Raw genomic sequence first — 25227 nt, 5'->3', positions numbered from 1 at the left:
TGCGAACACCGGTGTTTTGCGGGACGGCCCTACTGCATGCCCTGGCCGACGCGGCTGTGGCGGCGGCTGTACCCGAAGTAGATGACGAAGCCGATGACCAGCCAGACGACGAACCGGAGCCAGGTCTCGACCTCGAGGTTCAGCATCAGCCAGAAGCACAGCACCGCCGAGATGATCGGCAGCACGGGCGACCACGGCACCCGGAAGGCCCGCGGGGCATCGGGCCGCGAACGACGCAGCACGACGATGCCGATCGACACCAGGACGAACGCCGACAGCGTGCCGATGTTGATCATGCCCTCGAGCTTGTCGACCGCGGTGAACCCGGCCAGCAGCGCCACGACGACACCGGCGACGACCTGCACGCGCACCGGCGTCTGCGTCTTCGGGTTGGTCTTGGAGAACCAGCGGGGCAGCAGGCCGTCGCGGCTCATCGAGAAGACGATGCGGGACAGGCCGAGCAGCAGCACCATGACGACGGTGGTCAGACCGATCAGCGACCCGATGGCGATGATGCCGGCGGCCCACGGCAGCCCGACGATGTCGAACGCCGAGGCCAGCGACGGTGCCTTCTCCTCCGCCAGGCGCTGGTACGAGACCATGCCGGTGATGACGATGCTGACGCCGACGTAGAGCAGCGTCACGATGCCGAGGCCGATGAAGATGCCGCGGGGCAGGGTCTTCTGCGGGTTCTCGGTCTCCTCGGCGCTCGTGGCGACGACGTCGAAGCCGATGAAGGCGAAGAACACCAGGGACGCGGCGGCGAGCAGGCCGAAGACGCCGTACTGGGCGGGCTCCGCACCGGTGAACCAGGACACGAGCGACTGGGTCCAGACGCTGCCCTCGGCACCCTTGGCGGGCTCGGCCGGCGGGATGAACGGGGTGAAGTTCGCGGCCTTGACGAAGAACGCACCGGCGACGATGACGAACACGACGATGGCGACCTTGATGACGGTGATGACCGCCGACACCCGCGAGGACAGGCGGGTGCCGAAGGCGAGGAGCACCGTGAAGATCCCGACGATGAGCACCGGACCCCAGGTGAACGGGATCGGACCGAGCTGGATCGTGCTGGGCAGGGTCACGCCGAAGACGTCGAACGCGGTGCTGAGGTAGATGCCCCAGTACTTCGCGATCACGGCACTGGCCGTGAGGGTCTCGAGGATGAGGTCCCAGCCCACGATCCAGGCGAGCAGCTCACCCATCGTGGCGTACGTGAACGTGTACGCGGAGCCGGCGACGGGGATCGTCGACGCGAACTCGGCGTAGCACATGATCGCCAGGCCGCACGTGACGGCTGCGAGCAGGAAGGAGACGATCACGCCGGGCCCGGCGAAGTTCGCGGCGGCGTTCGCGCCGACCGAGAAGATGCCGGCGCCGACGGCGACCGCGATGCCCATCGCGGCGATGTCGAACGTCTTCAGGGAGCGTTTCAGGGACCTGCCCTGCTCCTCGGAGTCGGCCAGGGAGGCCTCGATCGACTTGATGCGGATCTTCGTTGCCATGGGTGGATCCCGTCATCGGCTGGCGGCGGACCTCGGAAGGGTACTGGTGTACCACTGTGTCACGCAAAGCGTCCGGCCGGACGGTGGGCCGGTCCGGGGACGGACGGGAGGCGCGATGGCCGTCCGGCGCGCACCGCTCGGTCGGCGGACGGGTGCGTCCAGGGCCGCGGTCGCGTCAGCGCGCGGCGCGCCAGTCCGCCAGGAACCGGGCGCCGGCCTCGTCGTGGATGACGCCGTCGGGCGCGGTGAGCACCGGGTACGGCGTGGCCGGCACACCGTCGGCAGGACGGACGTCGACGTGCGCGACCTCGTACCCGTTGGCGTGCAGCCAGTCCGCCATGGCGTAGTCGCTCCGCGAGTCGCCCACGGTGCGCCAGGTGATCGGGAGCTCGCCGTCCTGCCCGAGGAGTGCGAGCGACCGCTCGGCGCCCAGGTCCTTGCCGCTGCGGTCGGACTCGACGTCGGTGGAGATGATGGTCGGGTCGATGCGCCACTGCACGGCACCGTCGGCGTCGGGTCGGACATCGTCGAGGCGGCGGACACCGAGGCCACGACGCTCGAGCGCGGCCATCGCCTTCGCGTCGAACTCCGGCTGGCGGGCGAGGTACGTGGCGTTCGGCACCTCGACGCGCTGCTCGATCGACACCATCGCGCGCTTCGTCTCGTCGAAGAACACCAGGTCGGCGTACTCGGTGCGGACCAGCTCGCGCATCTCGTCGGCGTAGTCCCGCGGCAGCGCGAGGTCCTCGGCGACGGTCAGCTCACCCATGCCGCCGTCGTACTGCGGGCCGATCGAGCACCACACGGCACCCTTCTCGCAGACCGCGTGCACCCGGCCGCCCTCGGCGAGGCCACCGGCGAGCAGCGGACCGACGACCTCGGAGCGGATGAAGGCATCGCTGCGGCCGGTGTTGAAGACGATCGGGATGCCCTCGGCAGCGAGCGCGACGAGGTCCGCGACGATGCTCGGGATCGCGATGGTGCGGGAGACCGGGCTGGCGATGGGCCCGTCGACGTCGAGCAGGAGACCGAGGCGGGGTGCGTTCACCAGCCCATCCTCTCGCAGTCAGCTGCTGGGCGAGACGATCCGGCTCCGGACGCGGTCGATCAGTGCTCCGAGGGCGGCGGGGGCGGGGACGTGTCCCTGCCCGGGTACCTCCGCGTACTCCGAACCCGGCACCGCGTCCACGACGGCGCGGGCCGCACGACGCATCCACTCGAGACCGTCACCGCCGGCGCCGACGAGCACCGGCACGCCGACGGCTGCGGCGACCCGCTCGGGCACGGCGAGGCCGTTCAGCACCCGGACCTCGCGGCTGAGCACGTGGGCGTCGACGACCAGGGAGCGCCAGAGCGAGCCCTTGAGTCGGAGCGCCGTGACCTGGCCCATCGGGAGCCCGAGCACCTGGGTCAGGAAGCCGCGGACGGCCTGGGTGCGGCGGCCTGCGACCACGTGCTCGTCGAGCAGGTCGGCGAAGACGACGTCGTCGGCGTGCGGGTCGACCGAGGCGCGGTACGGCGGTTCCCACAGGACGGCGCCGTCGACGGGCAGGCCGGTGGCGAGGCCGTGCAGGACGACACCGGCACCGACGCAGATGCCGACGGCGGTCGTGGGGACGCCGACGCTCTCGACGACGGCGCGGAGGTCTTCGACCTCGCGCTCGATCGCCCACGACGCCGAGTCGCCGCTCGCACCGCGACCGCGTCGGTCGTAGGTGACGACACGATGGGTCGGAGCGAGCTCGGCGACCACGCGGTCGAGGTACGGGGTCCCCCGGTGGTCGAAGGCACCGCCCACGACGACGACCGCCGGTCCGTCCCCTGCCTCGGACACGGCGATGGTGGTGCCGTCGGAGGAGACGACCGTTCGGTCGACGGGAGGGAGCATGGGGTCCTTTGCGAGCTGTCGACGGCGATGCGTCGGGCCTCGGAGGGGACCGTGCGGATTACCGGTGCTCCGAGTGTCGCAGGCGTGGAGGTCCGTGTCTCCCCCCGCTTCCAGGGGCAGAACACCGCCGCTCGACGCCGTGGTGGTCACCGTGTCATGCTGTTTGAGTACACCTGTACTCAGCAATCAACACCACTGCATCGGGGATCCCATGACGCTCATCGCCATCGTCGCCTGCGAGATCGCCTTCTGGGTCGCGATCCTCGGTGGGCTGGCCACCCGGTACCTGCTGCGGCGTCCGCGCTTGGGGGCGGCCATGCTCGTCGCGGCCCCCGTGATCGACGTCGTCCTGCTCGCCGTCGTCACGGTCGACCTGCTCGGCGGCGGGACCGCGACGTGGCACCACGGCCTCGCCGCGATCTACATCGGCTTCTCGGTCGCGTACGGGCACCGGATGATCGCGTGGGCCGACGTCCGGTTCACGCACCGGTTCGCCGGGGGTCCCGCGCCGGAGCGCCTGAGCGGACGGCGCCACACGGCCCACTGCTGGGGCGACGTGCTGCGGACCGGGCTGGCCGTGCTGATCGCCAGCGGGGTCATCGGTGTGCTCGTCCTCGTCGTCGGGGACCCGGAGCGCACGAACGAACTGCAGGGCACGGTCGCACTGCTCGGGGTGGTCCTGGGCGTCGAACTGCTGTGGGCGATCGGTTACACGATCTGGCCGCGCCGAGCCACCACCGCAGCCGCGGACCCGGCCGGAGCGTCGAGCCAGCCGTAGGCTGACCCGGTGCCCCGCCGTGTCGACCTCGAGGAACGGGGATCCCTGGTGGCCGCGGCCTGCCTGCGGATCCTGGAGCGGGACGGCCTGAGCGCACTGTCGGTGCGGAACGTCGCGGACGAGGCCGGCATCGCTCCCGCATCACTCCGCCGAGTGTTCCCGACGCAGCACTCCCTGCGCGAGCACTGCCTGACGATCATCGAGGAACGCGTCATCGCTCGACTCGCCGCCCTGCGTTCGACGGGTCGTGCGCTCGCGCTGGACGTCCTCGCCCAGGTGCTGCCGCTCGACGCCGAGCGCACGACCGAGATCCTGGCGCAGGTGCAGCTCGGCGTGCTCGCGCGCACCGACGAACACCTGGCCGCGAGCGCTCGACGCCTGAACGACGGGGTCAGCCGGGTGTGCATCCGGGCGCTGGAGATCCTGCGCGAGGACGGCGGCTTCGGTGCCGATCGCGACCTGACCGACGAGGCGGACCGGCTGCACGCGCTGATCGACGGGCTGGCGGTCGAGCACACGTGGGCCCCGACGGCGCGTGCGCCCGAGCGGGTCCTGGCGCTCGTCGAACTGCACGTGGACAGCCTGCGCGGCGCGATCGCCTGACGTCTCAGCGACCTCGGTAGACCTCGCGCCGGTGCCCGGCGCGCACGACGACGACCACGAGCCGCCCGTCGTCGATCAGGTAGATCACGCGGTAGTCACCGACCCGGACACGCCATTCCGGGCTGTTGACGAGTCGACGAGCCGCTGGTGGACGTGGCTCGTCAGCCAGGATCGCGAGAACCCCTTCGACGAGTCGTCGGGCATGGGGCGGCAGTTTGCGGATGGCACGCCCCGCACTCGGCTCGAACTCGATGTCGTAGGTCATCCCAGACCGAGTTCGCGCCTGAGGTCCTCCCACTTGACGTTCTCGCCGCCGATGCGCTCGTTCTCGAGTCGGGCCTCTTCCACCGCCTTCAGGTCGTCCAGGTCCTCCGCCGCCTCGAGCAACCGGTCGAGGACGGCCGCGTCGACCACGGCCGCGACGCGCTTGTTGCGCCGGGTCAGGTAGACGGGTTCGTGACGGGCGTCGTCGATGATCGACGCCAGACGGCCACGGGCTTCGGAGATCGACACTTCGCTCACCTGTACATTCTAGAGCGTTTTGTACAATTCAGACGAGTGCCGTGGTGCCGACCGACTCTCGTTCGAGCAGGGACCGCTTGACGTCGAGCCCCCACGCGAAACCCCCGAGCGTGCCGTCGGAGCGCAGCACCCGGTGGCACGGGACGAACAGTGCCGGGGCGTTCCGGGCGCACACGCTCGCCGCCGCCCGCACGGCGTCCGGTCGCCCCACCGCCGCCGCGAACCCGGTGTAGGTCAGCGTGCCGCCGGCGGGGATCCGGCGGAGCTGCCTCCACCCCTCGGTGAAGAGTTCGGTGCCGAACTGCCGCACGGGCACCTGCATGGCGTGCTCGACCTCGCCCGAGTAGAAGGCGTCGACCGCCTCGGCCGAGGCGACCACGCCGTCGAGGACGCGGTCGGGGCGGTGCCGGTCGGCCAGGCGGGCGAGGATCCGCTCGACGGAGTCGGTCCACCCCGAGGCGAGGACCCTGCCCTCGGCGTCTTCGAGCACGGTGAACGGCCCGTCGGGGGTGTCCAGGGTCTGGATGGTTGCGTCGGTCATCGGTCGTCCTTCCGGGGGTCCTCGGGGGCACGGGCTGCACGGGTGCCGGCGGTCGCGGTCATCGCGCGGTCGATGATCGGTCGCCAGCAGTGCATCGTGAGGTAGCTCCGCCAGGGGGCCACCTGCTCCGACCATAGGGAGAGCTCACGCGCCGTACCGGGCAGCCCGAGTTCCTGTGCACCGTTCCGCACGGCGAGGTCGCTGTGGAGGAAGATGTCGGGGTGGTGCCGGATCCGCAGCGCGACGTAGTCGGCGGTCCACGGCCCGATGCCCTTCACCGCGAGCAGTCCGTCGCGCAGGTCGCCGAGGGACTGCGCGCCGTCCACCACCAGGGACCCGTCGGCGAGCGCCGCAGCCACCCGCAGGATCGTGTCGACGCGCGCGGCCGGACCGCGCAGGACCTCTTGCCCGCGTTCGGCGACCACCGCTGCGGTCGGGAACAGCAGCCCGCCGGGCCGGATCGCGTCGGGCACCGGCGCACCGAGCGCGGCCACGAGCCGGGTCTGGGCGGTGCGCGCCGCGGCCACTGAGACCTGCTGCCCGATCAGGGTGCGGAACACGATCTCGTGGGCGTCCACCGCGCCGGGCAGCCGCAGGCCGGGCACCCGTGCGACGGGGCCGGCGAGCTCGGGCACGGCTCCGAGGACGGCGTCGACCGCCACCGGGTCGGCATCGAGGTCGAACAGGGCGCGCACCCGCGCCACGAGCGCCGGCAGGTCGGACAGGTCGGCGACGCGCACGCGCAGGTCGATCCCGGTGCCCCGCCCGGCCCCGTCGGGGACGGCGGCCGACGCGCTGAACCAGGACGGGCCTCCGGGCAGGTCGACCAGCCGCCCGTAGGACGTGACCCGGCCGGTGGGGTCGGTGTCCACCTGCTCCGTGCCCGGCAGGGCGTGCAACGCCTGCCAGTCGAGCAGGCCTTGCGCGTCGAAGGGTGCGCGCGCCGGCAGGTGGACGTGCAGTGCGCCGTCGGGGTCGCCGTCGCCTCGGCCGACCCGGCGTGCGCGGAGCTCGGTCGGGGTGACGGCGAAGACCTCGCGCACGGTGTCGTTGAACTGTCGGACGCTGGCGAACCCCGCGGCGAACGCGACGTCGGCGACGGGCAGGTCCGACGAGGTGAGCAGGGTGCGGGCCGTCTGCGCGCGGTGTGCTCGACTGAGCGCCTTCGGCCCGGCACCCAGCTCGGCGGTCATGATGCGGTTGAGCTGCCGCTCCGAGTAGCCCACGCGTGCGGCGAGCCCGGGGACGCCGTCGCGCTCGACGACGCCGTCGAGGACGAGGCGCATCGCCCGTCCGGCGACGTCCTCGCGCAGGTCCCACTCGGGGCTGCCGGGGGTCGCCTCGGGCAGGCAGCGCTTGCAGGCGCGGAAGCCGGCCAGGTGTGCTGCGGCACTCGTTCGGTAGAAGGTGACGCCCGTGACCTTCGGTGTGCGGGCCGGGCAGCTCGGGCGGCAGTAGATGCCGGTGGAGTGCACGGCGGTGACGAACTGGCCGTCGAACCGAGCGTCGCGCGAGGCGACGGCGCGGTGTCGTTCGGCGTGCAGCGCGTCGTGCTGCGCGTCGGTGTCCGGGCTGGTCATGGCCTCAGCCTGGCACGCGCCACCGACGTCGACTGGCGGGAATCGGACGGAGCAGCGCAGGGCCAGGTGGCCACGACGCCGCCGTCTCGTCGAGACGCCGCCGACCGCGTGAGACGCCGCCGGAATCCGCGGCGTCTCGCGGAGAACGCGGCGTCTCGCGAAGAAGCCGGCGTCCCGGCGCCACGACGGCGTGTCACAGCAGGCAGACATGGCAGCGCACGGCCGGGAGGCCCGGCTAGCGTTGGCAGCGTGACCCCAGCAGACGACATGGCCGGGCTCGACGACCTGCCGTTCCGGACCGAGGTCGAGATCGCACTGCTGCTCGTCTCACCGCGGCACCGGTACGAGGGGCGCCCCGCCGACGGCGCGCTGCCACCCCGGTCGACGGACCCGGACGAACGGCGCGACCGGATCGAGCTGCGGGCCGGGCTCGGGATCGTCGGCGACCGCTACTTCGCCGCGCGGGCACACGTGCACGCCTCGGTCACCGTGATCGGCCTCGAGGGGCTCGAGGCGGTCGGTCAGGCGATCGGCACCACCGTCGACCCCGTCGCGACCCGGCGGAACGTGTTCCTGCGCGGCGCCGACGTCGAAGCGCTGCGGGGCCAGCCGTTCTCGTTGGAGAGCCTGCTCCCCGGTGGCGACGGCAGCGGCAGCGGCGACCTCGGTCGTGCCGTCCGGTTCCGTGGCTACCGTGCGGCGAACCCCTGCGCCTGGATGGACCACGAGGTGGCCCCCGGTGCGTTCCGGGCGATGCGCGGCCGGGGCGGCGCGCGGTGCGATCCGGAGTCCGACGGTGTGCTCGCCCTCGGTCCGGCGGTGCTCCGCACTGCCCGCCCCGTGCCGCTCGGCTGACGCCGGCGACGTCGGGCGCCCGGGCGTACCCGAGACTCGGCCCGGCGGACACTTCGTCGACAGCCGGAGGCGCACGGTGTCCGGTCGGCCGAGACTCGGCTCGGCGACGAGGCGCTCAGGCGGTGAGGGCGCTCTCGATCGCGTCGACGAACGCCGGCAGGTCGTCCGGGGTGCGGGACGTGATGAAGCCGCCGTCGACCTGGACCTCCCGGTCGACCCACTCGGCACCGGCGTTGCGCAGGTCGGTCTGCAGCGACGGGAACGAGGTGACGGTCTTGCCGGACAGCACGCCCGCCTCGACGAGGGTCCACGGGCCGTGGCAGATCGCCGCGACCGGCTTGCTCGCCTCGGCGAAGGCCTGCACGAGCGTCGCCGCGCGGGACTCCTGGCGCAGCGTGTCGGCGTTGATCGTGCCACCGGGGATGACGAGGGCATCGAAGTCGTTCGCGTCGACACCGGCGAGGGTGGTGTCGGGCTCGAGGGTCTGCCCCGGGTCCTTGTCGCCGACCAGGGTCTGGATCGTGCCGGTCTCCTTGGCCGCCACGGTCACCGAGGCACCGCGCTCGCGCAGCTGCTCGGTGGGGACGACGATCTCGTCCTGCTCCACGCCGTAGTTCGTCGTGATGACGAGGATCTTCTTGCCGTCGAGGGTTGCCATGATCGCTCCTTCCGCGGCCCGGTCGTTCCGGCCGCACACCCGAGGGTCGTCGGGGTCGGCTGGGCAGTCCTCCAGGAGCGGTCCGGCGCCCGGCTGACTGGTCACGACACCCCGCTCAGGTCCGCCCGGCGGTCACGACATGTCGCACGGCGACCGGTCGCAACTCCCCGCTCAGGTCCGCGCGGCGGTCACGAAGTGTCGGCTGGCGGCGGCGCAGCCGACGGGTCGCGACCACTCGGCGCACGGCGGGCGGGGCGCCGTGGACGCGCCCACGGGCGGACGGGAGGCACGGTTCGGGCCCGCCACGGGCCTCCAGGCCGACAGCGCGGCCGGTCGCAACTCCCCGCTCAGGTCCGCGCGGTGGCCACGAAGTGTCGGCTGGCGGCGGCGCAGCCGACGGGTCGCGACCACTCGGCGCACGCCGGGCGGGGTGTCCTGACCGGCCGGGGCTCAGCCCCGGATGCGGAAGGCGACGCCGTCGCGCTCGACGGTCAGCCCGTCGTACCCGTGCACTCGGTGCAGCCCGGCGGTCACAGGGTGCTCGAGGGGACCGACGACGACCGTGGTCGCACCGGAGGCGATGGCGGACTCCAGGCCGGCGGGGGCGTCCTCGAACGCCACGCAGTCGGCGGGGTCGACACCGAGCAGGGCGGCGCCGCGCAGGTAGCCGTCGGGGTGGGGCTTGCCGTGCTCGACGTCCTCCGAGGGGACGAAGGCCTCGGGCACGGCGAACCCGGCGGCCGCCATCCGGCCCGCGGCGAGGTCACGGGGCGCGCTCGTCACGAGGGCGACCGGGACGCCGAGGTCGACGAGGCGCTGCACGAAGGCGACGGCGCCGGGGATCTCGAGGATGCCCTCGGTGCTCGCGGTCTCCTCGGCGACGAGCTCCGCCGCGATCCGCTGCTGCTCGGCCAGGGGCAGGTCGGGCAGGAAGCGCCGCAGGGTGTCGATCGCCTGCCGTCCGTGCGAGAACGCGAGGATCTCGTCGGGGTCGATGCCGTTCGCGTGGCCGAACCGGGTCCAGGTCGCCTCGACCACCGCGGTCGAGTCGACGAGGGTCCCGTCCATGTCGAAGAGGACCCCGGACGCCACGATGTCGATCACGCGCCCGACCCTAGCCCAAGGGGGTCAGCGCGCCCGGACGTACCGCGTGAGCAGCACGTCGCCGGCGCCGAGCAGCACGTGCGCCGGTCGCATCCGCCGGAGCTCCGGGGACGACCCGCGGGCGATGCGCGGCCCCTCCCCGCCCTCGAGCGACGGGTCGATCGTCAGGGTCAGCTCGTCGACGGCGTCGGCGGCGACGAGCGCCCCGAGGAACGACGGACCACCCTCGCAGTGGATCGTCCCGAGGCCACGATCGGCCAGCAGACCGCGGATCCGTCCGGCGTCCACCGAGTCGGGGGCGTCGTCCGCGCTGCAGGGCACGACGTCGGCCACCTCGGCGAGCGCCCGGGCCGTCGCCGAGGCAGCCGCCGTCGCCGACGTCAGGACGATCGGCCGCACCGGCGCCTCGGTGAAGACCCGCGACGCCGGGTCGAGCGACAGCGACCCGGTGACGATCGCGAACACGGGGTGGTCCGGCATGCCGTGGGCCCGACGCCAGGCAACGTCGGCGTCGTGCAGGACCATCGGCCCGTAGCCCTCGTCACGGACGGTGCCGGCGGCGACGAGCACGACGTCGGCCACGCGGCGGAGCAGGTCGAAGACCCGCAGGTCGTCGTCGCCGCCGAGCGACCCGGACACCCCGGCGGCCGAGGCCGAGCCGTCCAGCGTCGCGACGAAGTTCACCCGGAGCCAGGGATCCCCGACGTCGGCGGTGTAGAGCTCGAGCAGGTCGTCGTCGGACAGGTCCGCGATCGACGGGGGCAGGACGGTCACGTGTTGTGCCTCGATTCCACGGGGGTGCGCCATCCGAGGGTGGCCTCGACCATGCGCATCGCGTCGACGCTCTCGGCGACGTCGTGCATGCGGACGATCCGGGCGCCGAGCATCGCGCTCACGGTCGCGACGGCGAGCGATCCGGAGAGCCGTTCCCCGCGGGGGCGGCCGAGCGACTCCCCGACGAAGTCCTTGTTCGACACCGCGGCGAGCACCGGGTAGCCGAGGGCGACGACCTCGGGCAGGCGCCGGGTGATCTCGAGGGTGTGCACGGTGTTCTTGTGCAGGTCGTGGCCCGGGTCGACGATGATCCGCGACTCCGGGATGCCCGCGGCGAGCGCCCGGTCGACCCGTTCGCGCAGGAACGCGACGACCTCGCCCGCGATGTCGGCGTACTGCGGTGGGGCCGGCAGGGGACGACGGGGTTCGGCGAGCGAGTGCGTGATGACGACGGTGGCCTCGGAGTCGGCGACCACGGCGGCCATCCGCGGGTCGGACAGGCCGGTGGTGTCGTTGACGACGGTCGCGCCGGCTGCGATCGCCGCCGCGGCGACCTCGGGTCGGAAGGTGTCGACGCTGATGACGACGTCGGACTGCTGGGCGAGCTGCTCGACGACGGGGACGACCCGGTCGATCTCGTCGGACGCGGGCAGCTCCGGGCCGGGTGCGAACTTCACGCCGCCGATGTCGACCCAGTCGGCACCCTGCTCGGCTGCGCGGACCGAGGCGGCGACGGCCCGGTCGAGCTCGAAGGTGGCGCCGCGGTCGTGGAACGAGTCCGGGGTGCGGTTCACGATCGCCATCACGGCGATGCGGTGGTCGAAGTCGATGGTGCGGCGTCCGAACGTCCGGACCGGGTGCCGCAGGTCCGGCACGACCCAGCCGGGTCCGGCCGCGTCGGGTCCGCCCGCGGCGTGTTCGCCCGAGACGTGCGGGAGGCCGGTCATGCGCCCGCCTCGGCAGTCGCCGCACCCGCGGCATCGGTCCCACGCCCCGCGCCGATGAGCGCGATCGCCTCGGCCCGTCCCGCGGTGTCGGCCAGCGAGCCGGTCGCCGCGACCGTCACCGTCGTCGAACCGGTCTGGCGCTCCCCACGCGTCGTCACGCACTGGTGCTGCGCGTCGAGGACCACCAGGACACCCTCGGCGCCGAGGCCCTCGGCGATGGTCGCGGTGACCTGTTCACCGAGCCGCTCCTGCAGCTGCGGGCGGGAGGCCACCGCGTCGAGCACCCGTGCCAGCGTGCCGAGGCCGATGAGCCGTTCCCCCGGGGCATACGCCAGGTGCGCGACCCCGAGGAACGGCAGCAGGTGGTGCTCGCAGACGGATCGGAACTTCACGTCGCGGACGATGACGAGCCGACCGCGTTCGCCGTCCTCGGCGTGCACGGTGCCGTCCCGGGCGATCGCGACCGCATCGGTGCCGATCCCGGAGAAGAACTCGGAGTACGAGTCGGCGACCCGGGCGGGGGTGCGGGTGAGTTCCGGGCGGTCGGGGTCCTCGCCGATGGCGAGCAGCAGCTCGCGGACGGCGGCCTCCACACGGGCGCGGTCCATGTGTGACGTCACCCGCTCATCCAACACCAGCCCTGGCCGGAGAACGCGGGCAGACACCCAGCGCGACGTGCGCGACCCGCGTGGGACGGGCCTCCCGGCCGCCGGAACCTGTGAGACCGGTGTGACACGCCCGAAACCCAGCGTCCTTTAAACTCTCGTGGTGAGCGCCCCGCAGACCGACACCACGCCCCGGAACCGCTTCGCGACCGGCCTCGATCGATTCTTCTCCATCACGCAACGCGGATCGTCGATCCCCCGCGAGGTCCGCGGTGGCCTCGTCTCGTTCGTCACAATGGCCTACATCGTGATCCTGAACCCCCTCATCCTCGGTGGGTTCAGCGCCGACCAGGCCGCGAAGGACGTCAACGGCGGGTGGCTCGAGAACGCTCAGGTGGCGGCGGCGACCGGCCTCGTCGCCGGCGTCATGACCATCGCGATGGGCATCATCGCGAACCTGCCGTTCGGCATCGCCGCGGGGCTCGGGATCAACTCGTTCCTCGCTGTCAGCGTCGTGCACCAGGTCACCTGGGCCGAGGCGATGGGCCTGGTCGTCATCAACGGCGTGATCATCGTGATCCTCGCGTTGACGGGCATCCGGACGATGATCTTCACCGCCGTCCCGGCTCAGCTGAAAGCCGCGATCACCGTCGGCATCGGCCTGTTCATCGCGTTCATCGGGCTCGTCGACTCCGGCTTCGTGCGGTCCTCCGGGAACCCGTCGCCGCCGCTGCAGCTCGGTGAGGACGGCTCCGTCGGCGCCCTGCCGACCGTCGTGTTCCTGATCGGCCTGATCATCATCGGCACGCTCATGGCCCGCCGGGTCAAGGGTGCGCTGCTCATCGGCATCGTCGCGACCACGATCATCGCGATCATCCTGCAGGCGATCTTCCAGGTGCCGACCTCGGTCGACTCGAAGACCGGCTGGAACCTCAACGCCCCCGGTCTGCCGAGCGCACTGTTCGCCGTGCCGGACCTGTCGCTCGTCGGCCACGCCGACGTCGTCGGCGCCTTCACCCGCATCGGCCCGCTCGCCGCGTCGATGCTCGTCTTCACCCTCGTGTTCACGAACTTCTTCGACGCGATGGGCACCATGACGGGGCTGGCCAAGGCCGCCGGTGTCGCGAAGCCGGACGGCACGTTCCCCCGCCTGAAGTCGGCGCTCGTCGTCGAGGGCGTCGGCGCGATCGCCGGTGGTGGCGCGTCGGTGTCGTCGAACACCGTCTTCATCGACTCGGCCTCCGGCATCGGCGAGGGTGCCCGCACGGGCATGGCCTCGGTCGTCACCGGGCTGCTGTTCCTGGCGTCGATGTTCCTCACGCCGCTCACCCAGGTCGTCCCGCTCGAGGTCGCCGCCGCCGGGCTCGTCGTCGTCGGTGCGCTCATGGTCGCGCAGGTCGCGGACATCTCGTGGTCGGACTTCGGCTCGGCCCTGCCGGCGTTCCTGACGATCGTCGTCATGCCGCTGACCTACTCGATCGCGAACGGCATCGGTGCCGGCTTCATCAGCTGGGTGCTCATCAAGCTGCTGTCCGGCCGTGGCCGCGAGGTCTCGTGGCTGCTCTACGTCGTCGCCGCGGGCTTCCTGCTGTACTTCGCGCGGGGGCCGCTGGAGACGATGCTCGGCGTCGGTTGAGGCTTGCTGCGGGGCCTTGCTGCTGGGCCTTGCTGATCGGGGTCCGGCGCAAGACGCCGTCGTGTCATCGAGACGCCGCCGAATCCGGCGGCGTCTCGACGTTTCCGCGGCGTGTCCGGATGACGCCGGCGTCTTCCGCAGGACGCCGGCGTCTTCCGTCGGCCGCGTCTGCGGCGTCGGCCGCGTCGGCCTGGAGGCCCGTGCTCAGTCCGGCAGGTCGCTCGGCGTCGCCTCGTGGTGGCGCTGGTCCTGGGTGCGTCGGTCTTCCTTCATGCCCGCCTCGAACAGGTGGCGGCGGCCCTGCACGAGCTCGTCCCGCGCGGTGCGCTCGAGCTCCTTGGCGAGGGCGTAGTAGCCGTCGTCGTAGTCCTCCACGATCTGGAACGTCCAGCGGCCCGCGATGACGTTGCGGCCCACGAGTTCGGTGTCGATGCGCTCGGCGAGTTCGGTGTGTCCGGCCTTCCGGAGCTGCTCGACCGCTTCACCGAGGTTCAGGTCGGCGGTGCCGGTCAGGCGGTGGAACCCGTAGAGCAGGCCACGGGCGTGCTCGATGACCTCGACCGCGGCGGACAGGCTGCCGAGCGCCTCGACCGTGGCCTCGGACACCCCCTCGGGAACCTGGTGCTGTGCGTCGGGGCCCTGTGCGTCGTTCGTCATGGGTCCCGTCTACACGAGGGTTGCTGCGTCGTTCGAGGGGTTCGTCCACGACCCGCCGAGGTCCACTGCCGGTGGTTGCGACGTCAGAGGTCGACACCTACCATTCGAACACACGTTCGAACGAGGAGACCCGATGATGATCACCGAAACGGCCGCCACGGTGTGGTGGTCCGAGGGCACGCCGACCCGACTGGTGTGGGCCGGACGGCGTTGGCGGGTGAGCGACACCCCCACGCGGCTGACCGTGACGCGCGCCGAACTGCCGACCGCGATCACGCACGCACCCGAGCGCACCGTGGGCTGGCGGTTCCAGGCGACCAGCGACGACGACGGTGAGGCGCTGGTGGTCGACATCGTTCCGCAGGGCTCTGGTTGGGGCGTGGCCCGGACGTGGACGTGAGCAGCTCGGACCGCTACCGTCCGGACATGGACAGGTGGGTGGCGCTGCTGCGCGGGGTCAACGTGAACGGCGTCACGATCCGGAGCGCCGAACTCGCGGAACTCTTCCGGGGGCTCGGGTTCGACGACGTGCGCACCGTGCTCGCCTCGGGCAACGTCGTGTTCGCAGCCGACGTGCCCGCCGGACGGCTCAAGACGTCGATCGAGCAGGGGCTGCGCGACCGGTTCGGGTACGACGCATGGATCGTGCTCGTCCGGCACGACGACCTCGCCGCTGTCGTCGACGGGTTCCCCTTCGCGCGTGACGACGATCGGCACGACTACGTCGTGTTCGGGTCCGAGGATGCAGCGCTCGACGCCCTGGTGGCCGACCTCGAGTTCGACGACGCGGTCGAGCAGGTCGCCCGTGGGAACGGCGTCGTCTACTGGTCGTGCCCGAAGGGGTCGAGCACCGACACGGTGTTCGCCAAGCGGGCCGGCGCCGCACGCTTCAAGCGCACGACGACGACCCGCAACACGAACACCCTGCGGAAGCTCCTGTGACGCTCGTGCACTCGAAGCGGGCCGAGACTCGCTCCCGCGGACGATCCGGGCGTTCCTGACCGCCCGAAGTGTCCGCCGGGCCGAATCTCCGCCGACGCGGCGGAGGCTCAGGCCTGCGGAGGCTGCCCGTTGCTCGCCATGGTGCCGCCGTCCACCGGCAGGACCGCGCCCGTGATGAACGACGCAGCGTCGCTGGCCAGGAACAGGATCGCCTCGGCGACCTCGGCGGAGCGACCCCCACGGCCGAGCGCGATCCGCTCCTCGAACTTCGACTGCAGGGCCTCGTCCTCGGCCTGCTCCTGGGTCAGGTCGGTCCAGATGAGTCCCGGAGCGACGGCGTTCACGCGGACGCCGAACTGCCCGTTGTCGAGCGCGGCCGCCTTCGTGAAGTTCGTGACGCCGCCCTTCGCCGCGTTGTACGGGCTCATCCGCCAGTCGGCGTCCTCACCGGAGACCGACGACGTGTTGACGATCGAACCCTTCGTCTCGCGCAGGAACGGCAACGCTGCCCGGGTGCCGTAGAACACCCCGGACAGGTCGGTCTCGATGACGCGGCGCCACTCGGCCGTGCTGATGTCGGTGATGTCGCCCGAGCTGAAGGTCCCGGCGTTGTTCACCAGGACGTCGAGCCGGTCGAAGCGGTCGATCGCCGCGGAGACGACGGTCTCCCAGTCCTCCGGGCTCGCCACGTCGGCGTGCAGGGAGACGACACGGTCGGTCGGCAGGGAGTCTCCCACCGTGCGGACCTTCTCCTCGACGCTGTCGGTCAGCACGACGGACGCACCCTCGTCGACGAACGCGCGCGCCGTCGCTGCGCCGATGCCCGAACCCGCGCCCGTGACGATCGCGACCTTGCCCTCGAACCGGTTGCCCATGATGTCTCCTCTCGTTGCACGAACCGTGCCCGGGGAGACGCCATCGACCCGAAGGGCACGGCAGACCACGGTGCCCGGGGGCGACTGAACGCGTTCGGAGGTGCCGGGAGCACCCCGCGGTGCACGTCACCCCGGCACCGCGAGGCGGGACCGGGGCGACGTGTGACCACGGGCGGAGGAACCGGTGTCAGGCGGTCGTCTCGTCCAGGTCGAAGTCGCGCTCGAGCGAGATCGTCGGGATCGACGCGGTGATCACCGAGCCGTCCGCCCGCAGCGTGCCCTGGATGTCGCTCGTGGTCGGAGCGTGCCCGGACATCCGCGGCCCGTGGTGCGGCAGCGGCACCACGGTGGGCTCCCCCGCCTCGATGTCCCACTGCTGGTTGTGCACCCACACGGTGAAGCCCGCACCGGTCTCGACCGTGAGCGTCATGGTGTCCTGCTCCAGGTCGATCCGCACCCGCGAGCCGCGCACCGTCAGGCGGTAGGACAGACGGTCCCAGTGCTTCGGCAGCCGCGGGTTGAAGGTCATCCGGCCACCGTGGTCGCGCATGCCGCCGAAGCCGTTGACCAGCGCACCCCAGATGCCACCGGTCGACGCGATGTGCACGCCGTCCGAGGTGTTGCCGTGCAGGTCCGCCAGGTCGACGTAGAGCGCGGTCTGGAAGTACTGGTCGGCGAGGTCGTGGTAGCCGACCTCGGCCGCCATGATCGACTGCACGACCGCCGACAGCGTGGAGTCACCGGTGGTGAGTGCGTCGTAGTAGTCGAAGTCGCGACGCTTCTCGGCCGCCGTGAACTCGTGCCCCTGCAGGAACAGTGCGAGCACGACGTCGGCCTGCTTGAGCACCTGGAACCGGTAGATCACCAGCGGGTGGTAGTGGAGCAGCAGCGGGCGCTTGGAGTCGGGGGTGTTCTCGAGGTCCCAGAGTTCCTTGTCGAGGAACTGGGCGTCCTGCGGGTGGATGCCGCGGTGCGGGTCGAAGGGGATCTCCATCGACTCGGCGGCGTGCTCCCACTCGACGAGCTCGTCGGGGCGCAGGCCGGTCCGGCGCACCATGCGGTCGTACTCTTCGGCGTCGTCGGCGGCGAGCTCGCGGCAGGCGTTGACGGCGAACCACAGGTTCGCACGCGCCATCACGTTCGTGTAGAGGTTGTCGTCGACGACGGTCGTGTACTCGTCCGGTCCGGTGACGCCGTCGATGTGGAACTTCTTGTCGCCGTTGGACCGCCAGAACCCGAGGTCGGCCCAGAGTCGGGCGGTCTCCACGAGCACGTCGATGGCGCCGCGCTTCAGGAACTCACGGTCGCCCGATGCCCGCACGTACTGCATGAGTGCATGGGCGATGTCGGCGTCGATGTGGTACTGCGCGGTGCCGGCGGCGTAGTACGCGCTGGACTCCTCGCCGTTGATGGTCCGCCACGGGAACAGCGCCCCGCGCTGGTTCAGCTCGCGGGCTCGCGCCCGTGCCGCGTCGAGCATGTTGTAGCGGAAGCGCAGGGCGTTCCGGGCAACGATCGGCGCCGTGTACGACAGGAACGGCAGGACGTAGATCTCCATGTCCCAGAAGTAGTGGCCGCCGTAGCCGGAGCCGGTGACGCCCTTCGCGGCGATGCCGTGGCCGTCGGTGCGGGCCGTGGCCTGCGCGAGCTGGAACAGGTTCCACCGCACGGCCTGCTGGATCGCGGGCTGGCCACTGATCTCGACGTCGCTGCGTGCCCAGTAGTCGTCGAGCCACTCGCGCTGCTTCGCGAAGGTCTCGTCGACGTTCTCGGCGTGTGCGCGGTCGAGCGTGCGCTCGCACCGGTCGGCGAGCTCACGCACGGGCACGCCGCGCGAGGTGTGGTAGACCACGTGCTTCACGAGGCGGATGGGCTGACCGGCGCGGGCCTGCACCCGGTAGACGTGCTTCGCCAGGTCGTCCTCGATCGACGACGACTCGTCCCAGCTGTTCTCGGTCTCGATGTGGTGCTCGACGCCGACGCAGATCGTCATGCCGGAGCTGGACGCCTGGTACCCGAGGACCGAACGGTCACCGGTGCTGCGCTTGACCTTCGGCACGAGCACCCGCTCGGTGAACGACTCGGCCTTGCGGGGGTCGAAGGCGTTCGCCGCGGCCCGCATGCCGGCGTGGTACTCGTCCTGCACGTCCTGGCGGTTGAGGATCTGGCTGGACAGCAGGATCGAGGCGTCCGCGTCGAGCACGGTGACCTCGTAGTCGATGACGGCGAGGTGCCGGTCGGTGAACGACACGAGCCGGCGCGACCGGATGAGGACCCGCTTGCCGGACGGCGTCGACCACTCGGTCTCGCGGAACAGGTACCCGCCACGGAACTCCAACCGACGCGTGTGCCGCAGGATGTCGGCCTCGGCCAGCACCAGGGGCTCGTCGTCGACGTAGAGGCGGATGACCTTGGCGTCGGGCGCGTTGATGATCGTCTGCCCGGTCTTCGCGAAGCCGAAGGCGTCTTCCGCGTGCCGGATCGGCCAGGTCTCGTGGAAGCCGTTGACGTACGTGCCGTACTGCACGCCGCCACGGCCTTCGTCGAGGTTGCCGCGCAGGCCGAGGTACCCGTTGCCGACAGCGAAGTTCGTCTCGGCGACGCCCTGCTCGTCGGGGGTGTACTCGGTCTCGACGAGGGCCCACTCGTCGATCGGGTAGCGGACGCGGTCGAGGGGGTCCGAGGTGATGGGGTTCATGCTGCTCCGTGGGAAGGGAGGGAGATGGGTACGTCGGTGCGGCGGGCAGGCAGGGAGCGCCCGGCCGGGTGGCCTACGTCGTGCTGGTGCTGGTGCTGGTGCTGGCGACCGGTGCGGGCAGGTCGTCGAGGAGTTCGGCGAGGTCGGACACCACGACGTCGGCACCGTGCTCGCGCAGGGCGTCCGCCCCGGCGCCGCGGTCGACACCGATGACCAGACCGAACGAACCGTTGCGGCCGGCTTCGACCCCGCTCGTCGCGTCTTCCACCACGGCGCACTCGGCGGCGGTGAGCCCGAACCGGGTTGCCGCGTCGAGGTAGGTGTCGGGTGCCGGCTTGCCGGTCAGGCCGTCCTGGCGCGCGACGAGCCCGTCGACGACCACCGGGAACCGGTCGAGGATGCCCGCGGTCCGGAGCACCGAGGTGGCGTTCGCCGAGCTCGAGACGACCGCGACGGACAGACCGGCGTCGATCGCGGCGGTCAGGAACCGCAGCGAGCCCGGGTAGGGCTCGACACCGTGCTCGTCGAGCTCGGCCGTGAACTCCGCGTTCTTCCGGTTGCCGAGCCCGCACACCGTGTCGGTGTCGGGCGCGTCGTCCGGGGTGCCCTGCGGCAGGTCGATGCCACGCGACTCGAGCAGCGAGCGCACGCCGTCGTACCGGGGCTTGCCGTCGATGTACGTGAAGTAGTCCTGCTCGGTGTACGGCGCGACCCCGTGCGCTTCGAGGTACGGCGTGAAGAGCCGGCTCCAGGCCCGCATGTGCACGTCGGCGGTGGGGGTGAGCACGCCGTCGAGGTCGAACAGGAGCGCTCGCTGGTCACTGAGTCGAGCGGGCGTGCGCTGGTCCTGCGTCGTCATCTGCGGTCCTCCGGGGACTGGTGGTGGACGTGTGGCTCCCGACGAGTCTAGGACCGCTCCAGGTGCCGGGTCCCGACGCGCCGCACGCTGTGGAGAGAGTTCACCAGGGGCTGCACTGTGCAGGGGGAACCCCCTCCGCGGCGCACCTGTGAGGCCTCCGAGACACACCCCGGCACGCTGACCCGGACGAAAGGCACCTCCATGACCAGCGACACCACCGCCGCACCCCACGACGGCTCGCAGTCGAAGCTCCGCCAGGCGATCACCGGCCCGCTGCTGTTCCTCTTCATCCTGGGCGACGTGCTCGGCGCCGGCATCTACGCGTTGATGGGGACCCTGGCGGAGGACGTCGGCGGAGCGCTCTGGGCACCGTTGGTGCTCGCGCTCCTGCTGGCCCTGCTCACCGCGGGGTCGTACGCCGAACTCGTGACGAAGTACCCGAAGGCGGGCGGTGCCGCGGTCTTCGCCGAACGGGCCTACAAGACGCCGATCGTCTCGTTCCTGGTCGGCTTCAGCATGCTCGCCGCCGGTGTCACGAGCGCCGCCGGGTTGTCACTCGCCTTCGCCGGCGACTACCTCGGCACCTTCGTCGACCTGCCTCCGGTGCCCACCGCGATCGTCTTCCTCGCCCTGATCGCCTGCCTGAACGCCCGCGGCATCTCCGACTCGCTCAGGAGCAACGTCGTGATGACGGTCATCGAGGTCTCCGGCCTCGTCATCGTGGTCGTCGTCGTGGCCGTGATGCTCGGCGGGGGCGGCGGCGACGTCTCGCGCATCGGCGCGTTCCCGTCCGAGGCGAACCCGGCCCTGGCGACGCTGAGCGCCGCGATCGTCGCCTACTACTCGTTCGTCGGCTTCGAGACGTCCGCCAACATCGCCGAAGAGGTCCGCGACCCCCGCCGCGTCTACCCGAAGGCCCTGTTCGGCGCCCTCGCCACGGCCGGTGTCGTCTACGTCCTCGTCGCCCTCGCCAGCGCGATCGCCCTGCCCGCGTCCGAGCTGTCCGAGTCCAGCGGCCCGCTGCTCGCGGTCGTCTCCGCCACCGGCGTCCCGATCCCTGACTGGGTCTTCAGCCTCATCGCCCTGGTCGCCGTCGCGAACGGCGCGCTGCTCACGATGATCATGGCGAGCCGCGTGACCTACGGCATGGCCGAGCAGCGGCTCCTGCCCGCCCTGCTCGCGAAGGTCCTGCCGAACCGGAAGACCCCGTGGACCGCGATCGTCGCCACGACGGTCGTCGCGATGCTCCTGACCCTGGTGGGTGACGTGGGCGTGCTGGCCGAGACCGTCGTGCTCCTGCTGCTCTTCGTGTTCATCAGCACGAACGTCGCTGTCCTGGTGCTCCGCCGCGACCACGTCGAGCACGACCACTTCCGGGTCTGGACCTTCGTCCCGGTGCTCGGGGTGCTGTCGTGCGTCCTGCTGCTCACGCAGCAGAGCGGCCAGGTCTGGCTCTACGCCGCGATCCTGCTCGCCGTCGGCGTGGTGCTCTACTTCATCGCCCGGTTCACCGGGCGCCGTTCCGGACGCGACCACGAGGCGGGCGTGATCCACTGACGTCGCGCACCACGGGCCTCCAGGCAGACCGTCTGGAGGCCCGTGGTGCGTCCGCCGGTCGGCGCGCGGAGTCAGCGCAGGTCGCGCACCCAGGCCTCGACCGCGTCCGAGATCTGCTGCCGGGCATCAGCACGGCTGATGGTCGCCGTCCGGTCGCCCGGCTGGTCGCCGTAGGCACCGAAGTCGGCGTGGTTCGCCCCCTGGATCTCGGTCATGGTGGCGGTCGACGGCAGCTTGTCCCGCGCGGCGTCGACCTTGGCCGGCGTCGACAGGCCGTCACGCGAACCGGAGACGCTCAGCACGTCGATGTACGAGCGGCTGATGTCGTTCGCGCAGTAGCTGCCGAAGAGCAGCAGACCGTCGGCATCCTGGGCGAGCTGGCACGCACGGACCCCGCCGAGGGAGTGCCCGCCGACGGCCCAGCGCGTGACCGAGGGGGCGTGGGCCTCGAACGTGGCGAGCGGCCGGGTGTCGAAGAACGCCAGGTTGAGCGTCGGCTTCGTGATGACGACCGTCGTGCCGTTGGCGACCACCTGCCGGAACGTCGCCATGTAGGCGTAGGGATCCACCTTCGCACCGGGGATGAACACGATCCCGACCCCGTCGGCCTGGCCGGTCGGGGTCATCACCACCGAGTCACCGGCGTCCCGCACCGCGATCCGGTCGTCACGCCAGACCTGCAGGGCGGCACTGCGCGTGCCCTGCATGACGATGTGCGCCCACACGAGGAACACCACCGCGAGCAGGACGACGACGGCGACGATCCAGGTGGTCCAGCGCAGCGCTCGGTTCATGTGGCCACCGTACGGCGCATCAGGACCTCGGTCCGGCCGTCCGGCAACGGATCGCCGGGTTCGTCGCGGGCGCTGAAGCCGACGTGCTCGTCGGCGCGACGGGCGACGGCGTTGTCGGGCAGCACCGAGAGTTCGAGTTCGGTGGCTCCGGTAGCAGCCGCCCACGTGGCGATCGCGTCGATGAGTGCACGGGCGATGCCGCGGCCGCGCGCTGCCGGGTCGACCCACATCGAGATGAGCTCGGCGGGGCCGTCCGGGTCGGTGGGCGGGACGCCGCTCGCCATCCCGACGACCGCGCCGGGTCCGTCGGCATCGGTGTCGACCGCGAGCAGGTCGAGCGCTCCCGGGATCGACAGGCGGGTGCGCCACCGGTGCTCGGGGGCGTCCACCCAGTCCTGCAGCGTCGAGCCGAAGGCGTGCGGGGCGTCGGCGAGGGCGCGGAGGCGCACGGGTCGCCACGCTTCCCAGTCGTCGGCGGTCACGCGGCGCAGTTCGATCCCCACGTCCCGACGGTACCGCGGAGCGGGGTGCGACCGGCAGGGCGGGACCGGCAGGGCGGGACCGGCAGGGTCCCGCATCCAGTGCGCAGAAGACGTCGGGTGCGGTGGTCGCACCCGACGTCTTCTGCTCACTCGTCGGCCGTCGCCCGGGAAGGGCGACCGGGACTACGCCTTGATGGCGGCGCGGATCTCGGCGGCGGCTGCGCCGACGTCCGAGGCGCTGTAGATCGCGCTGCCGGCGACGGCGATGCGGGCACCGGCCTCCTGCACCGAGGCGACCGAGGACGCGTTCACGCCGCCCGCGATCGAGAACGGGACGCCCGAGTCCTTGCCGGCGTCGAGCAGGGTCGAGAAGGTGAAGCCCTCTTCTGCCTGCTCGTCGAGCCCGGCGTGGACCTCGACGAACTCGGCGCCGAGTGCGACGACCTCGCGGGCACGGGCGGCCTTGTCGGAGACGCCGATCAGGTCGACGACGATGCCCTTGCCGTGCTTCTTCGCGGCCTTGACGGCGCCGACGATCGTCGAGTCGCCGGCGACACCGAGGACGGTGACCAGGTCGGCACCCGCCGAGAAGGCGATGTCGGCCTCGAGCTCACCGGCGTCCATGGTCTTGAGGTCGGCGAACACGATCTTGTCGGGGTGCGCTTCCTTGATCGCGGTGACGGCGGACAGGCCGGCGCTCTTGATCAGGGGCGTGCCGAGCTCGAGGACGTCGACGTGCGCCGCGGCCGCGGCGGCGAGCTCGAGGGCGGCTTCGGTGGTCAGGGTGTCCATGGCGAACTGGAGCTGCATGGGTGTGCCTTTCATTCGAGGTTGGCGTGACGGGGCCAGAGGTCGTCGGCGGACTGCCCGCCTCGGGCCCACAGGGCGTGGAACACGGCGTCGCCCACCAGGGCGACCGCCTGTTCGAAGAGGCCACCGGCGTACTGGGCCGAGGCGGTGCCGGAGCGGTCGGTCTTCGTCGCGGCGGGCAGCACGATCGTGACGTCCGCCAGCTCGGAGAGCGGGGAGTCGTCGGTGGTCGAGAGCGCCACGACGGATGCCCCGACCTCGTGCGCGGTGCGCGCGGCCTGCACGATGCCGGTGGTCGTCCCGGAACCGCTCGCGACGAGGAGCAGGTCACCCTGCCGGATGGCCGGGGTGGTGACCTCGCCCACGACGTGCGCGTCGAGCCCCAGGTGCATGAGGCGCATTGCGGTCATGCGGAGGGCGAGGCCGGAGCGACCGGCGCCGTGGACGAACACCCGGTCGGCGCCCTCGATCAGGTCGAGTGCACGCTGTGCGGGAGCGTCGTCGAGGCGGGCCGCCAGGTCGCCGACCTCGCGGACGACCAGGTCGAGCGCTGCGGAGACGGTGGTTGCTGCCATGACGACGATCCTTCCGTCAGCGGACCCTGCGCGCCGCTACCCGCCCCGGCAGGGGTCCCATCCCATCGGGTGGGCCCGTCCGCTCGGGTGGGACGGGTACGGTCGCCTCCATGGACGCATCGGTCGACACCCTGGAGGCCCGGGGCGGCTCCGCCATCCGGCTCGCGGCCGCCGAGCACGCCCGCACCGTCGCCGAGCAGGCGGACCGGCACGCCCTCACCCTCGAATCCGTCCTCGCCGTGCTCCGGTCGTCGCGGGTCACCGACGCGGCCGCCCGGGCCGAGGCCGTCGAGATCGCCTCGGCCGCCCTCGTCGACCTGCGCACCGTGACCGATCAGCAGCGGAGCACCCTGCTCGAACCCGTCACCGGGGCGTTCTCGCGGCTGCGCGCCGACCTGCGGCCGCTCGTGCGCTTCGGGGACCTCGACGTGCAGTTCGTCGAGCCGCCGGCCACCGGGCGTGCGTTGCCGGGTGACGTCGCCCACGCTGCCCGGGCGATCGTGCGGACCGCGGTGCTCGCCCTGGTCGACGACGGTGCGGCGAAGCGGGTGCGCATCCAGTGGGACTGCGACGGCCGGAACCTGCTCATGCAGCTCCGCGACGACGGCTCCGGCACGCTCGACGTGCAGGACGACGCCATGCGACCGATCGCCGAGCGGGTCGTCACGCTCGACGGGCGGGTGCAGGTCGCGAGCACGCCCGGCTGGGGGTCCGTGCTCGACATCTCGCTGCCCCTCGACCCGCGACCGACCGAGGTGGACGCGGTCGACGACGGCGATCTGACCCCGCGGGAGCGCGACGTGCTGCGGCTCGTGGCGACCGGTGTCGGCAACCGGGAGATCGCCGAGGGGCTCGGCATCAGTGTCAACACCGTGAAGTACCACGTGGCGAACCTGCTCCGGAAGCACGGCGCCCGGACCCGGGCGGAGCTCGCGGCGTTCAGCTCCCGGGCGTGAACCGTCGGGACCGCGACGCGTACCGG

At 71.8% G+C, this 25227-nt stretch carries 28 protein-coding genes; 8 read left to right on the top strand and 20 right to left on the bottom strand.

Annotation, left to right across the window (positions count from 1 at the left end):
- Positions 1-29: 29 nt before the first annotated feature.
- From BIU95_RS01880 to BIU95_RS01870, 3 genes are all read right to left on the bottom strand, one after another.
- Positions 30-1505, bottom strand: coding sequence for an APC family permease (locus BIU95_RS01880; RefSeq protein WP_017885839.1), 1476 nt, complete (start codon positions 1503-1505; stop codon positions 30-32).
- 175 nt (positions 1506-1680) lie between these two features.
- Complete coding sequence (locus BIU95_RS01875; protein WP_083389175.1) at positions 1681-2553, bottom strand: hypothetical protein; 873 nt, start codon at positions 2551-2553, stop codon at positions 1681-1683.
- An 18-nt stretch (positions 2554-2571) separates the two neighbouring features.
- A complete protein-coding gene (locus BIU95_RS01870) occupies positions 2572-3393 on the bottom strand; it encodes an alpha/beta fold hydrolase (protein WP_071250108.1) in 822 nt (273 codons plus the stop codon).
- A gap of 211 nt (positions 3394-3604) precedes the next feature.
- Here BIU95_RS01870 and BIU95_RS01865 point away from each other — a divergent pair, with 211 nt between their 5' ends.
- Positions 3605-4171, top strand: a complete 567-nt coding sequence (locus tag BIU95_RS01865) for a hypothetical protein (RefSeq protein WP_071250107.1) — start codon at positions 3605-3607, stop codon at positions 4169-4171.
- Positions 4172-4180: 9 nt separating this feature from the next.
- Positions 4181-4774 carry a TetR/AcrR family transcriptional regulator gene (locus BIU95_RS01860; RefSeq protein ID WP_071250105.1) on the top strand — a complete coding sequence of 198 codons (594 nt, stop codon included), beginning with the start codon at positions 4181-4183 and terminating at the stop codon, positions 4772-4774.
- A 4-nt stretch (positions 4775-4778) separates the two neighbouring features.
- Here the strand turns inward: BIU95_RS01860 and BIU95_RS01855 are convergent, their stop codons facing one another.
- From BIU95_RS01855 to BIU95_RS01840, 4 genes are read right to left on the bottom strand one after another with little or no spacing between them, the layout of a single operon-like run.
- Positions 4779-5039 carry a type II toxin-antitoxin system RelE/ParE family toxin gene (locus BIU95_RS01855; RefSeq protein WP_071250103.1) on the bottom strand — a complete coding sequence of 87 codons (261 nt, stop codon included), beginning with the start codon at positions 5037-5039 and terminating at the stop codon, positions 4779-4781.
- Positions 5036-5296, bottom strand: coding sequence for a type II toxin-antitoxin system prevent-host-death family antitoxin (locus tag BIU95_RS01850; protein ID WP_071250100.1), 261 nt, complete (start codon positions 5294-5296; stop codon positions 5036-5038). Before BIU95_RS01850 ends, BIU95_RS01855 begins: the two co-directional genes overlap by 4 nt.
- Positions 5297-5324: 28 nt before the next feature.
- Complete coding sequence (locus BIU95_RS01845) at positions 5325-5837, bottom strand: methylated-DNA--[protein]-cysteine S-methyltransferase (RefSeq protein WP_071250098.1); 513 nt, start codon at positions 5835-5837, stop codon at positions 5325-5327.
- Positions 5834-7417, bottom strand: coding sequence for an Ada metal-binding domain-containing protein (locus tag BIU95_RS01840; protein ID WP_071250097.1), 1584 nt, complete (start codon positions 7415-7417; stop codon positions 5834-5836). The genes BIU95_RS01845 and BIU95_RS01840 overlap by 4 nt, the downstream gene beginning before the upstream one ends.
- Before the next feature lie 267 nt (positions 7418-7684).
- On the opposite strand from BIU95_RS01840, the gene BIU95_RS01835 reads away from it, so the two are divergent.
- Entirely contained in the window at positions 7685-8272 is a 588-nt protein-coding gene (locus BIU95_RS01835) for a hypothetical protein (protein ID WP_056072099.1), read from the top strand.
- A gap of 115 nt (positions 8273-8387) precedes the next feature.
- Here BIU95_RS01835 and BIU95_RS01830 read toward each other — a convergent pair whose 3' ends face one another.
- From BIU95_RS01830 to folE, 5 genes are all read right to left on the bottom strand, one after another.
- Positions 8388-8930, bottom strand: a complete 543-nt coding sequence (locus tag BIU95_RS01830) for a type 1 glutamine amidotransferase domain-containing protein (protein WP_031259152.1) — start codon at positions 8928-8930, stop codon at positions 8388-8390.
- A gap of 450 nt (positions 8931-9380) precedes the next feature.
- Entirely contained in the window at positions 9381-10034 is a 654-nt protein-coding gene (locus BIU95_RS01825; protein WP_071250096.1) for an HAD-IA family hydrolase, read from the bottom strand.
- A gap of 24 nt (positions 10035-10058) precedes the next feature.
- Positions 10059-10808, bottom strand: a complete 750-nt coding sequence (locus tag BIU95_RS01820; RefSeq protein ID WP_254783244.1) for a pyrimidine reductase family protein — start codon at positions 10806-10808, stop codon at positions 10059-10061.
- On the bottom strand, positions 10805-11755 hold the full coding sequence (gene folP / locus BIU95_RS01815) for a dihydropteroate synthase (RefSeq protein WP_235517676.1): 951 nt from the start codon (positions 11753-11755) through the stop codon (positions 10805-10807). Before folP ends, BIU95_RS01820 begins: the two co-directional genes overlap by 4 nt.
- The gene (gene folE, locus BIU95_RS01810) at positions 11752-12363 is read right to left on the bottom strand and encodes a GTP cyclohydrolase I (protein WP_042537542.1); all 612 of its coding nucleotides are present in this window, start codon (positions 12361-12363) and stop codon (positions 11752-11754) included. The genes folP and folE overlap by 4 nt, the downstream gene beginning before the upstream one ends.
- A 157-nt stretch (positions 12364-12520) precedes the next feature.
- Here folE and BIU95_RS01805 point away from each other — a divergent pair, with 157 nt between their 5' ends.
- Entirely contained in the window at positions 12521-13996 is a 1476-nt protein-coding gene (locus BIU95_RS01805) for an NCS2 family permease (RefSeq protein WP_042537544.1), read from the top strand.
- A 204-nt stretch (positions 13997-14200) separates the two neighbouring features.
- On the opposite strand, the gene BIU95_RS01800 is transcribed toward BIU95_RS01805, so the two are convergent.
- Positions 14201-14653 (bottom strand): hypothetical protein, encoded by a 453-nt coding sequence (locus tag BIU95_RS01800; RefSeq protein WP_017887957.1) that lies wholly within the window; start codon positions 14651-14653, stop codon positions 14201-14203.
- Between the two features lie 133 nt (positions 14654-14786).
- Between BIU95_RS01800 and BIU95_RS01795 the strand changes: the two genes are divergently transcribed.
- Together BIU95_RS01795 and BIU95_RS01790 are read left to right on the top strand one after the other, a co-directional pair.
- On the top strand, positions 14787-15053 hold the full coding sequence (locus BIU95_RS01795; RefSeq protein ID WP_017887956.1) for a hypothetical protein: 267 nt from the start codon (positions 14787-14789) through the stop codon (positions 15051-15053).
- 26 nt (positions 15054-15079) lie between these two features.
- Entirely contained in the window at positions 15080-15595 is a 516-nt protein-coding gene (locus tag BIU95_RS01790; protein ID WP_071250396.1) for a DUF1697 domain-containing protein, read from the top strand.
- A 107-nt stretch (positions 15596-15702) separates the two neighbouring features.
- Here BIU95_RS01790 and BIU95_RS01785 read toward each other — a convergent pair whose 3' ends face one another.
- The 3 genes from BIU95_RS01785 to BIU95_RS01775 all read right to left on the bottom strand — a co-directional run bounded on the left by BIU95_RS01785 (position 15703) and on the right by BIU95_RS01775 (position 20027).
- The gene (locus BIU95_RS01785) at positions 15703-16470 is read right to left on the bottom strand and encodes an SDR family NAD(P)-dependent oxidoreductase (protein WP_017887954.1); all 768 of its coding nucleotides are present in this window, start codon (positions 16468-16470) and stop codon (positions 15703-15705) included.
- A 187-nt stretch (positions 16471-16657) separates the two neighbouring features.
- Positions 16658-19168: a glycoside hydrolase family 65 protein gene (locus tag BIU95_RS01780; protein WP_071250093.1), complete on the bottom strand. Its 2511-nt coding sequence runs from the start codon at positions 19166-19168 to the stop codon at positions 16658-16660.
- A gap of 73 nt (positions 19169-19241) precedes the next feature.
- Complete coding sequence (locus BIU95_RS01775) at positions 19242-20027, bottom strand: HAD family phosphatase (protein WP_071250091.1); 786 nt, start codon at positions 20025-20027, stop codon at positions 19242-19244.
- A 201-nt stretch (positions 20028-20228) separates the two neighbouring features.
- Here BIU95_RS01775 and BIU95_RS01770 point away from each other — a divergent pair, with 201 nt between their 5' ends.
- Positions 20229-21584, top strand: a complete 1356-nt coding sequence (locus tag BIU95_RS01770; RefSeq protein WP_071250089.1) for an APC family permease — start codon at positions 20229-20231, stop codon at positions 21582-21584.
- A 71-nt stretch (positions 21585-21655) separates the two neighbouring features.
- On the opposite strand, the gene BIU95_RS01765 is transcribed toward BIU95_RS01770, so the two are convergent.
- From BIU95_RS01765 to hxlB, 4 genes are all read right to left on the bottom strand, one after another.
- Complete coding sequence (locus tag BIU95_RS01765; protein WP_071250087.1) at positions 21656-22378, bottom strand: alpha/beta hydrolase; 723 nt, start codon at positions 22376-22378, stop codon at positions 21656-21658.
- Positions 22375-22881, bottom strand: a complete 507-nt coding sequence (locus BIU95_RS01760; protein WP_071250085.1) for a GNAT family N-acetyltransferase — start codon at positions 22879-22881, stop codon at positions 22375-22377. The genes BIU95_RS01765 and BIU95_RS01760 overlap by 4 nt, the downstream gene beginning before the upstream one ends.
- A gap of 162 nt (positions 22882-23043) precedes the next feature.
- A complete protein-coding gene (gene hxlA / locus BIU95_RS01755; protein WP_071250083.1) occupies positions 23044-23670 on the bottom strand; it encodes a 3-hexulose-6-phosphate synthase in 627 nt (208 codons plus the stop codon).
- Between the two features lie 11 nt (positions 23671-23681).
- A complete protein-coding gene (gene hxlB, locus BIU95_RS01750) occupies positions 23682-24245 on the bottom strand; it encodes a 6-phospho-3-hexuloisomerase (protein ID WP_017887947.1) in 564 nt (187 codons plus the stop codon).
- A gap of 110 nt (positions 24246-24355) precedes the next feature.
- Here hxlB and BIU95_RS01745 point away from each other — a divergent pair, with 110 nt between their 5' ends.
- A complete protein-coding gene (locus tag BIU95_RS01745) occupies positions 24356-25201 on the top strand; it encodes a LuxR C-terminal-related transcriptional regulator (RefSeq protein ID WP_017887946.1) in 846 nt (281 codons plus the stop codon).
- The last annotated feature ends 26 nt before the right edge of the window (positions 25202-25227 follow it).

Source organism: Curtobacterium sp. MCBA15_007, assembly GCF_001864905.1.
Taxonomy (GTDB): Bacteria; Actinomycetota; Actinomycetes; order Actinomycetales; family Microbacteriaceae; genus Curtobacterium; species Curtobacterium poinsettiae.
The sequence above is the reverse complement of the archived record's forward strand: the minus strand, read 5'-3'. Positions and strand labels throughout refer to the sequence as shown.

Bases quoted from the DNA above. Each gene is read 5' to 3' on its own strand.
- BIU95_RS01880 (WP_017885839.1), bottom strand. From the start codon at position 1,505: ATGGCAACGAAGATCCGCATCAAGTCGATCGAGGCCTCCCTGGCCGAC.
- BIU95_RS01870 (WP_071250108.1), bottom strand. From the start codon at position 3,393: ATGCTCCCTCCCGTCGACCGAACGGTCGTCTCCTCCGACGGCACCACC.
- BIU95_RS01865 (WP_071250107.1), top strand. From the start codon at position 3,605: ATGACGCTCATCGCCATCGTCGCCTGCGAGATCGCCTTCTGGGTCGCG.
- BIU95_RS01855 (WP_071250103.1), bottom strand. From the start codon at position 5,039: ATGACCTACGACATCGAGTTCGAGCCGAGTGCGGGGCGTGCCATCCGC.
- BIU95_RS01845 (WP_071250098.1), bottom strand. From the start codon at position 5,837: ATGACCGACGCAACCATCCAGACCCTGGACACCCCCGACGGGCCGTTC.
- BIU95_RS01840 (WP_071250097.1), bottom strand. From the start codon at position 7,417: ATGACCAGCCCGGACACCGACGCGCAGCACGACGCGCTGCACGCCGAA.
- BIU95_RS01835 (WP_056072099.1), top strand. From the start codon at position 7,685: ATGGCCGGGCTCGACGACCTGCCGTTCCGGACCGAGGTCGAGATCGCA.
- BIU95_RS01830 (WP_031259152.1), bottom strand. From the start codon at position 8,930: ATGGCAACCCTCGACGGCAAGAAGATCCTCGTCATCACGACGAACTAC.
- folP (WP_235517676.1), bottom strand. From the start codon at position 11,755: ATGACCGGCCTCCCGCACGTCTCGGGCGAACACGCCGCGGGCGGACCC.
- folE (WP_042537542.1), bottom strand. From the start codon at position 12,363: ATGGACCGCGCCCGTGTGGAGGCCGCCGTCCGCGAGCTGCTGCTCGCC.
- BIU95_RS01800 (WP_017887957.1), bottom strand. From the start codon at position 14,653: ATGACGAACGACGCACAGGGCCCCGACGCACAGCACCAGGTTCCCGAG.
- BIU95_RS01795 (WP_017887956.1), top strand. From the start codon at position 14,787: ATGATGATCACCGAAACGGCCGCCACGGTGTGGTGGTCCGAGGGCACG.
- BIU95_RS01790 (WP_071250396.1), top strand. From the start codon at position 15,080: ATGGACAGGTGGGTGGCGCTGCTGCGCGGGGTCAACGTGAACGGCGTC.
- BIU95_RS01785 (WP_017887954.1), bottom strand. From the start codon at position 16,470: ATGGGCAACCGGTTCGAGGGCAAGGTCGCGATCGTCACGGGCGCGGGT.
- BIU95_RS01780 (WP_071250093.1), bottom strand. From the start codon at position 19,168: ATGAACCCCATCACCTCGGACCCCCTCGACCGCGTCCGCTACCCGATC.
- BIU95_RS01775 (WP_071250091.1), bottom strand. From the start codon at position 20,027: ATGACGACGCAGGACCAGCGCACGCCCGCTCGACTCAGTGACCAGCGA.
- BIU95_RS01770 (WP_071250089.1), top strand. From the start codon at position 20,229: ATGACCAGCGACACCACCGCCGCACCCCACGACGGCTCGCAGTCGAAG.
- BIU95_RS01765 (WP_071250087.1), bottom strand. From the start codon at position 22,378: ATGAACCGAGCGCTGCGCTGGACCACCTGGATCGTCGCCGTCGTCGTC.
- hxlA (WP_071250083.1), bottom strand. From the start codon at position 23,670: ATGCAGCTCCAGTTCGCCATGGACACCCTGACCACCGAAGCCGCCCTC.
- hxlB (WP_017887947.1), bottom strand. From the start codon at position 24,245: ATGGCAGCAACCACCGTCTCCGCAGCGCTCGACCTGGTCGTCCGCGAG.
- BIU95_RS01745 (WP_017887946.1), top strand. From the start codon at position 24,356: ATGGACGCATCGGTCGACACCCTGGAGGCCCGGGGCGGCTCCGCCATC.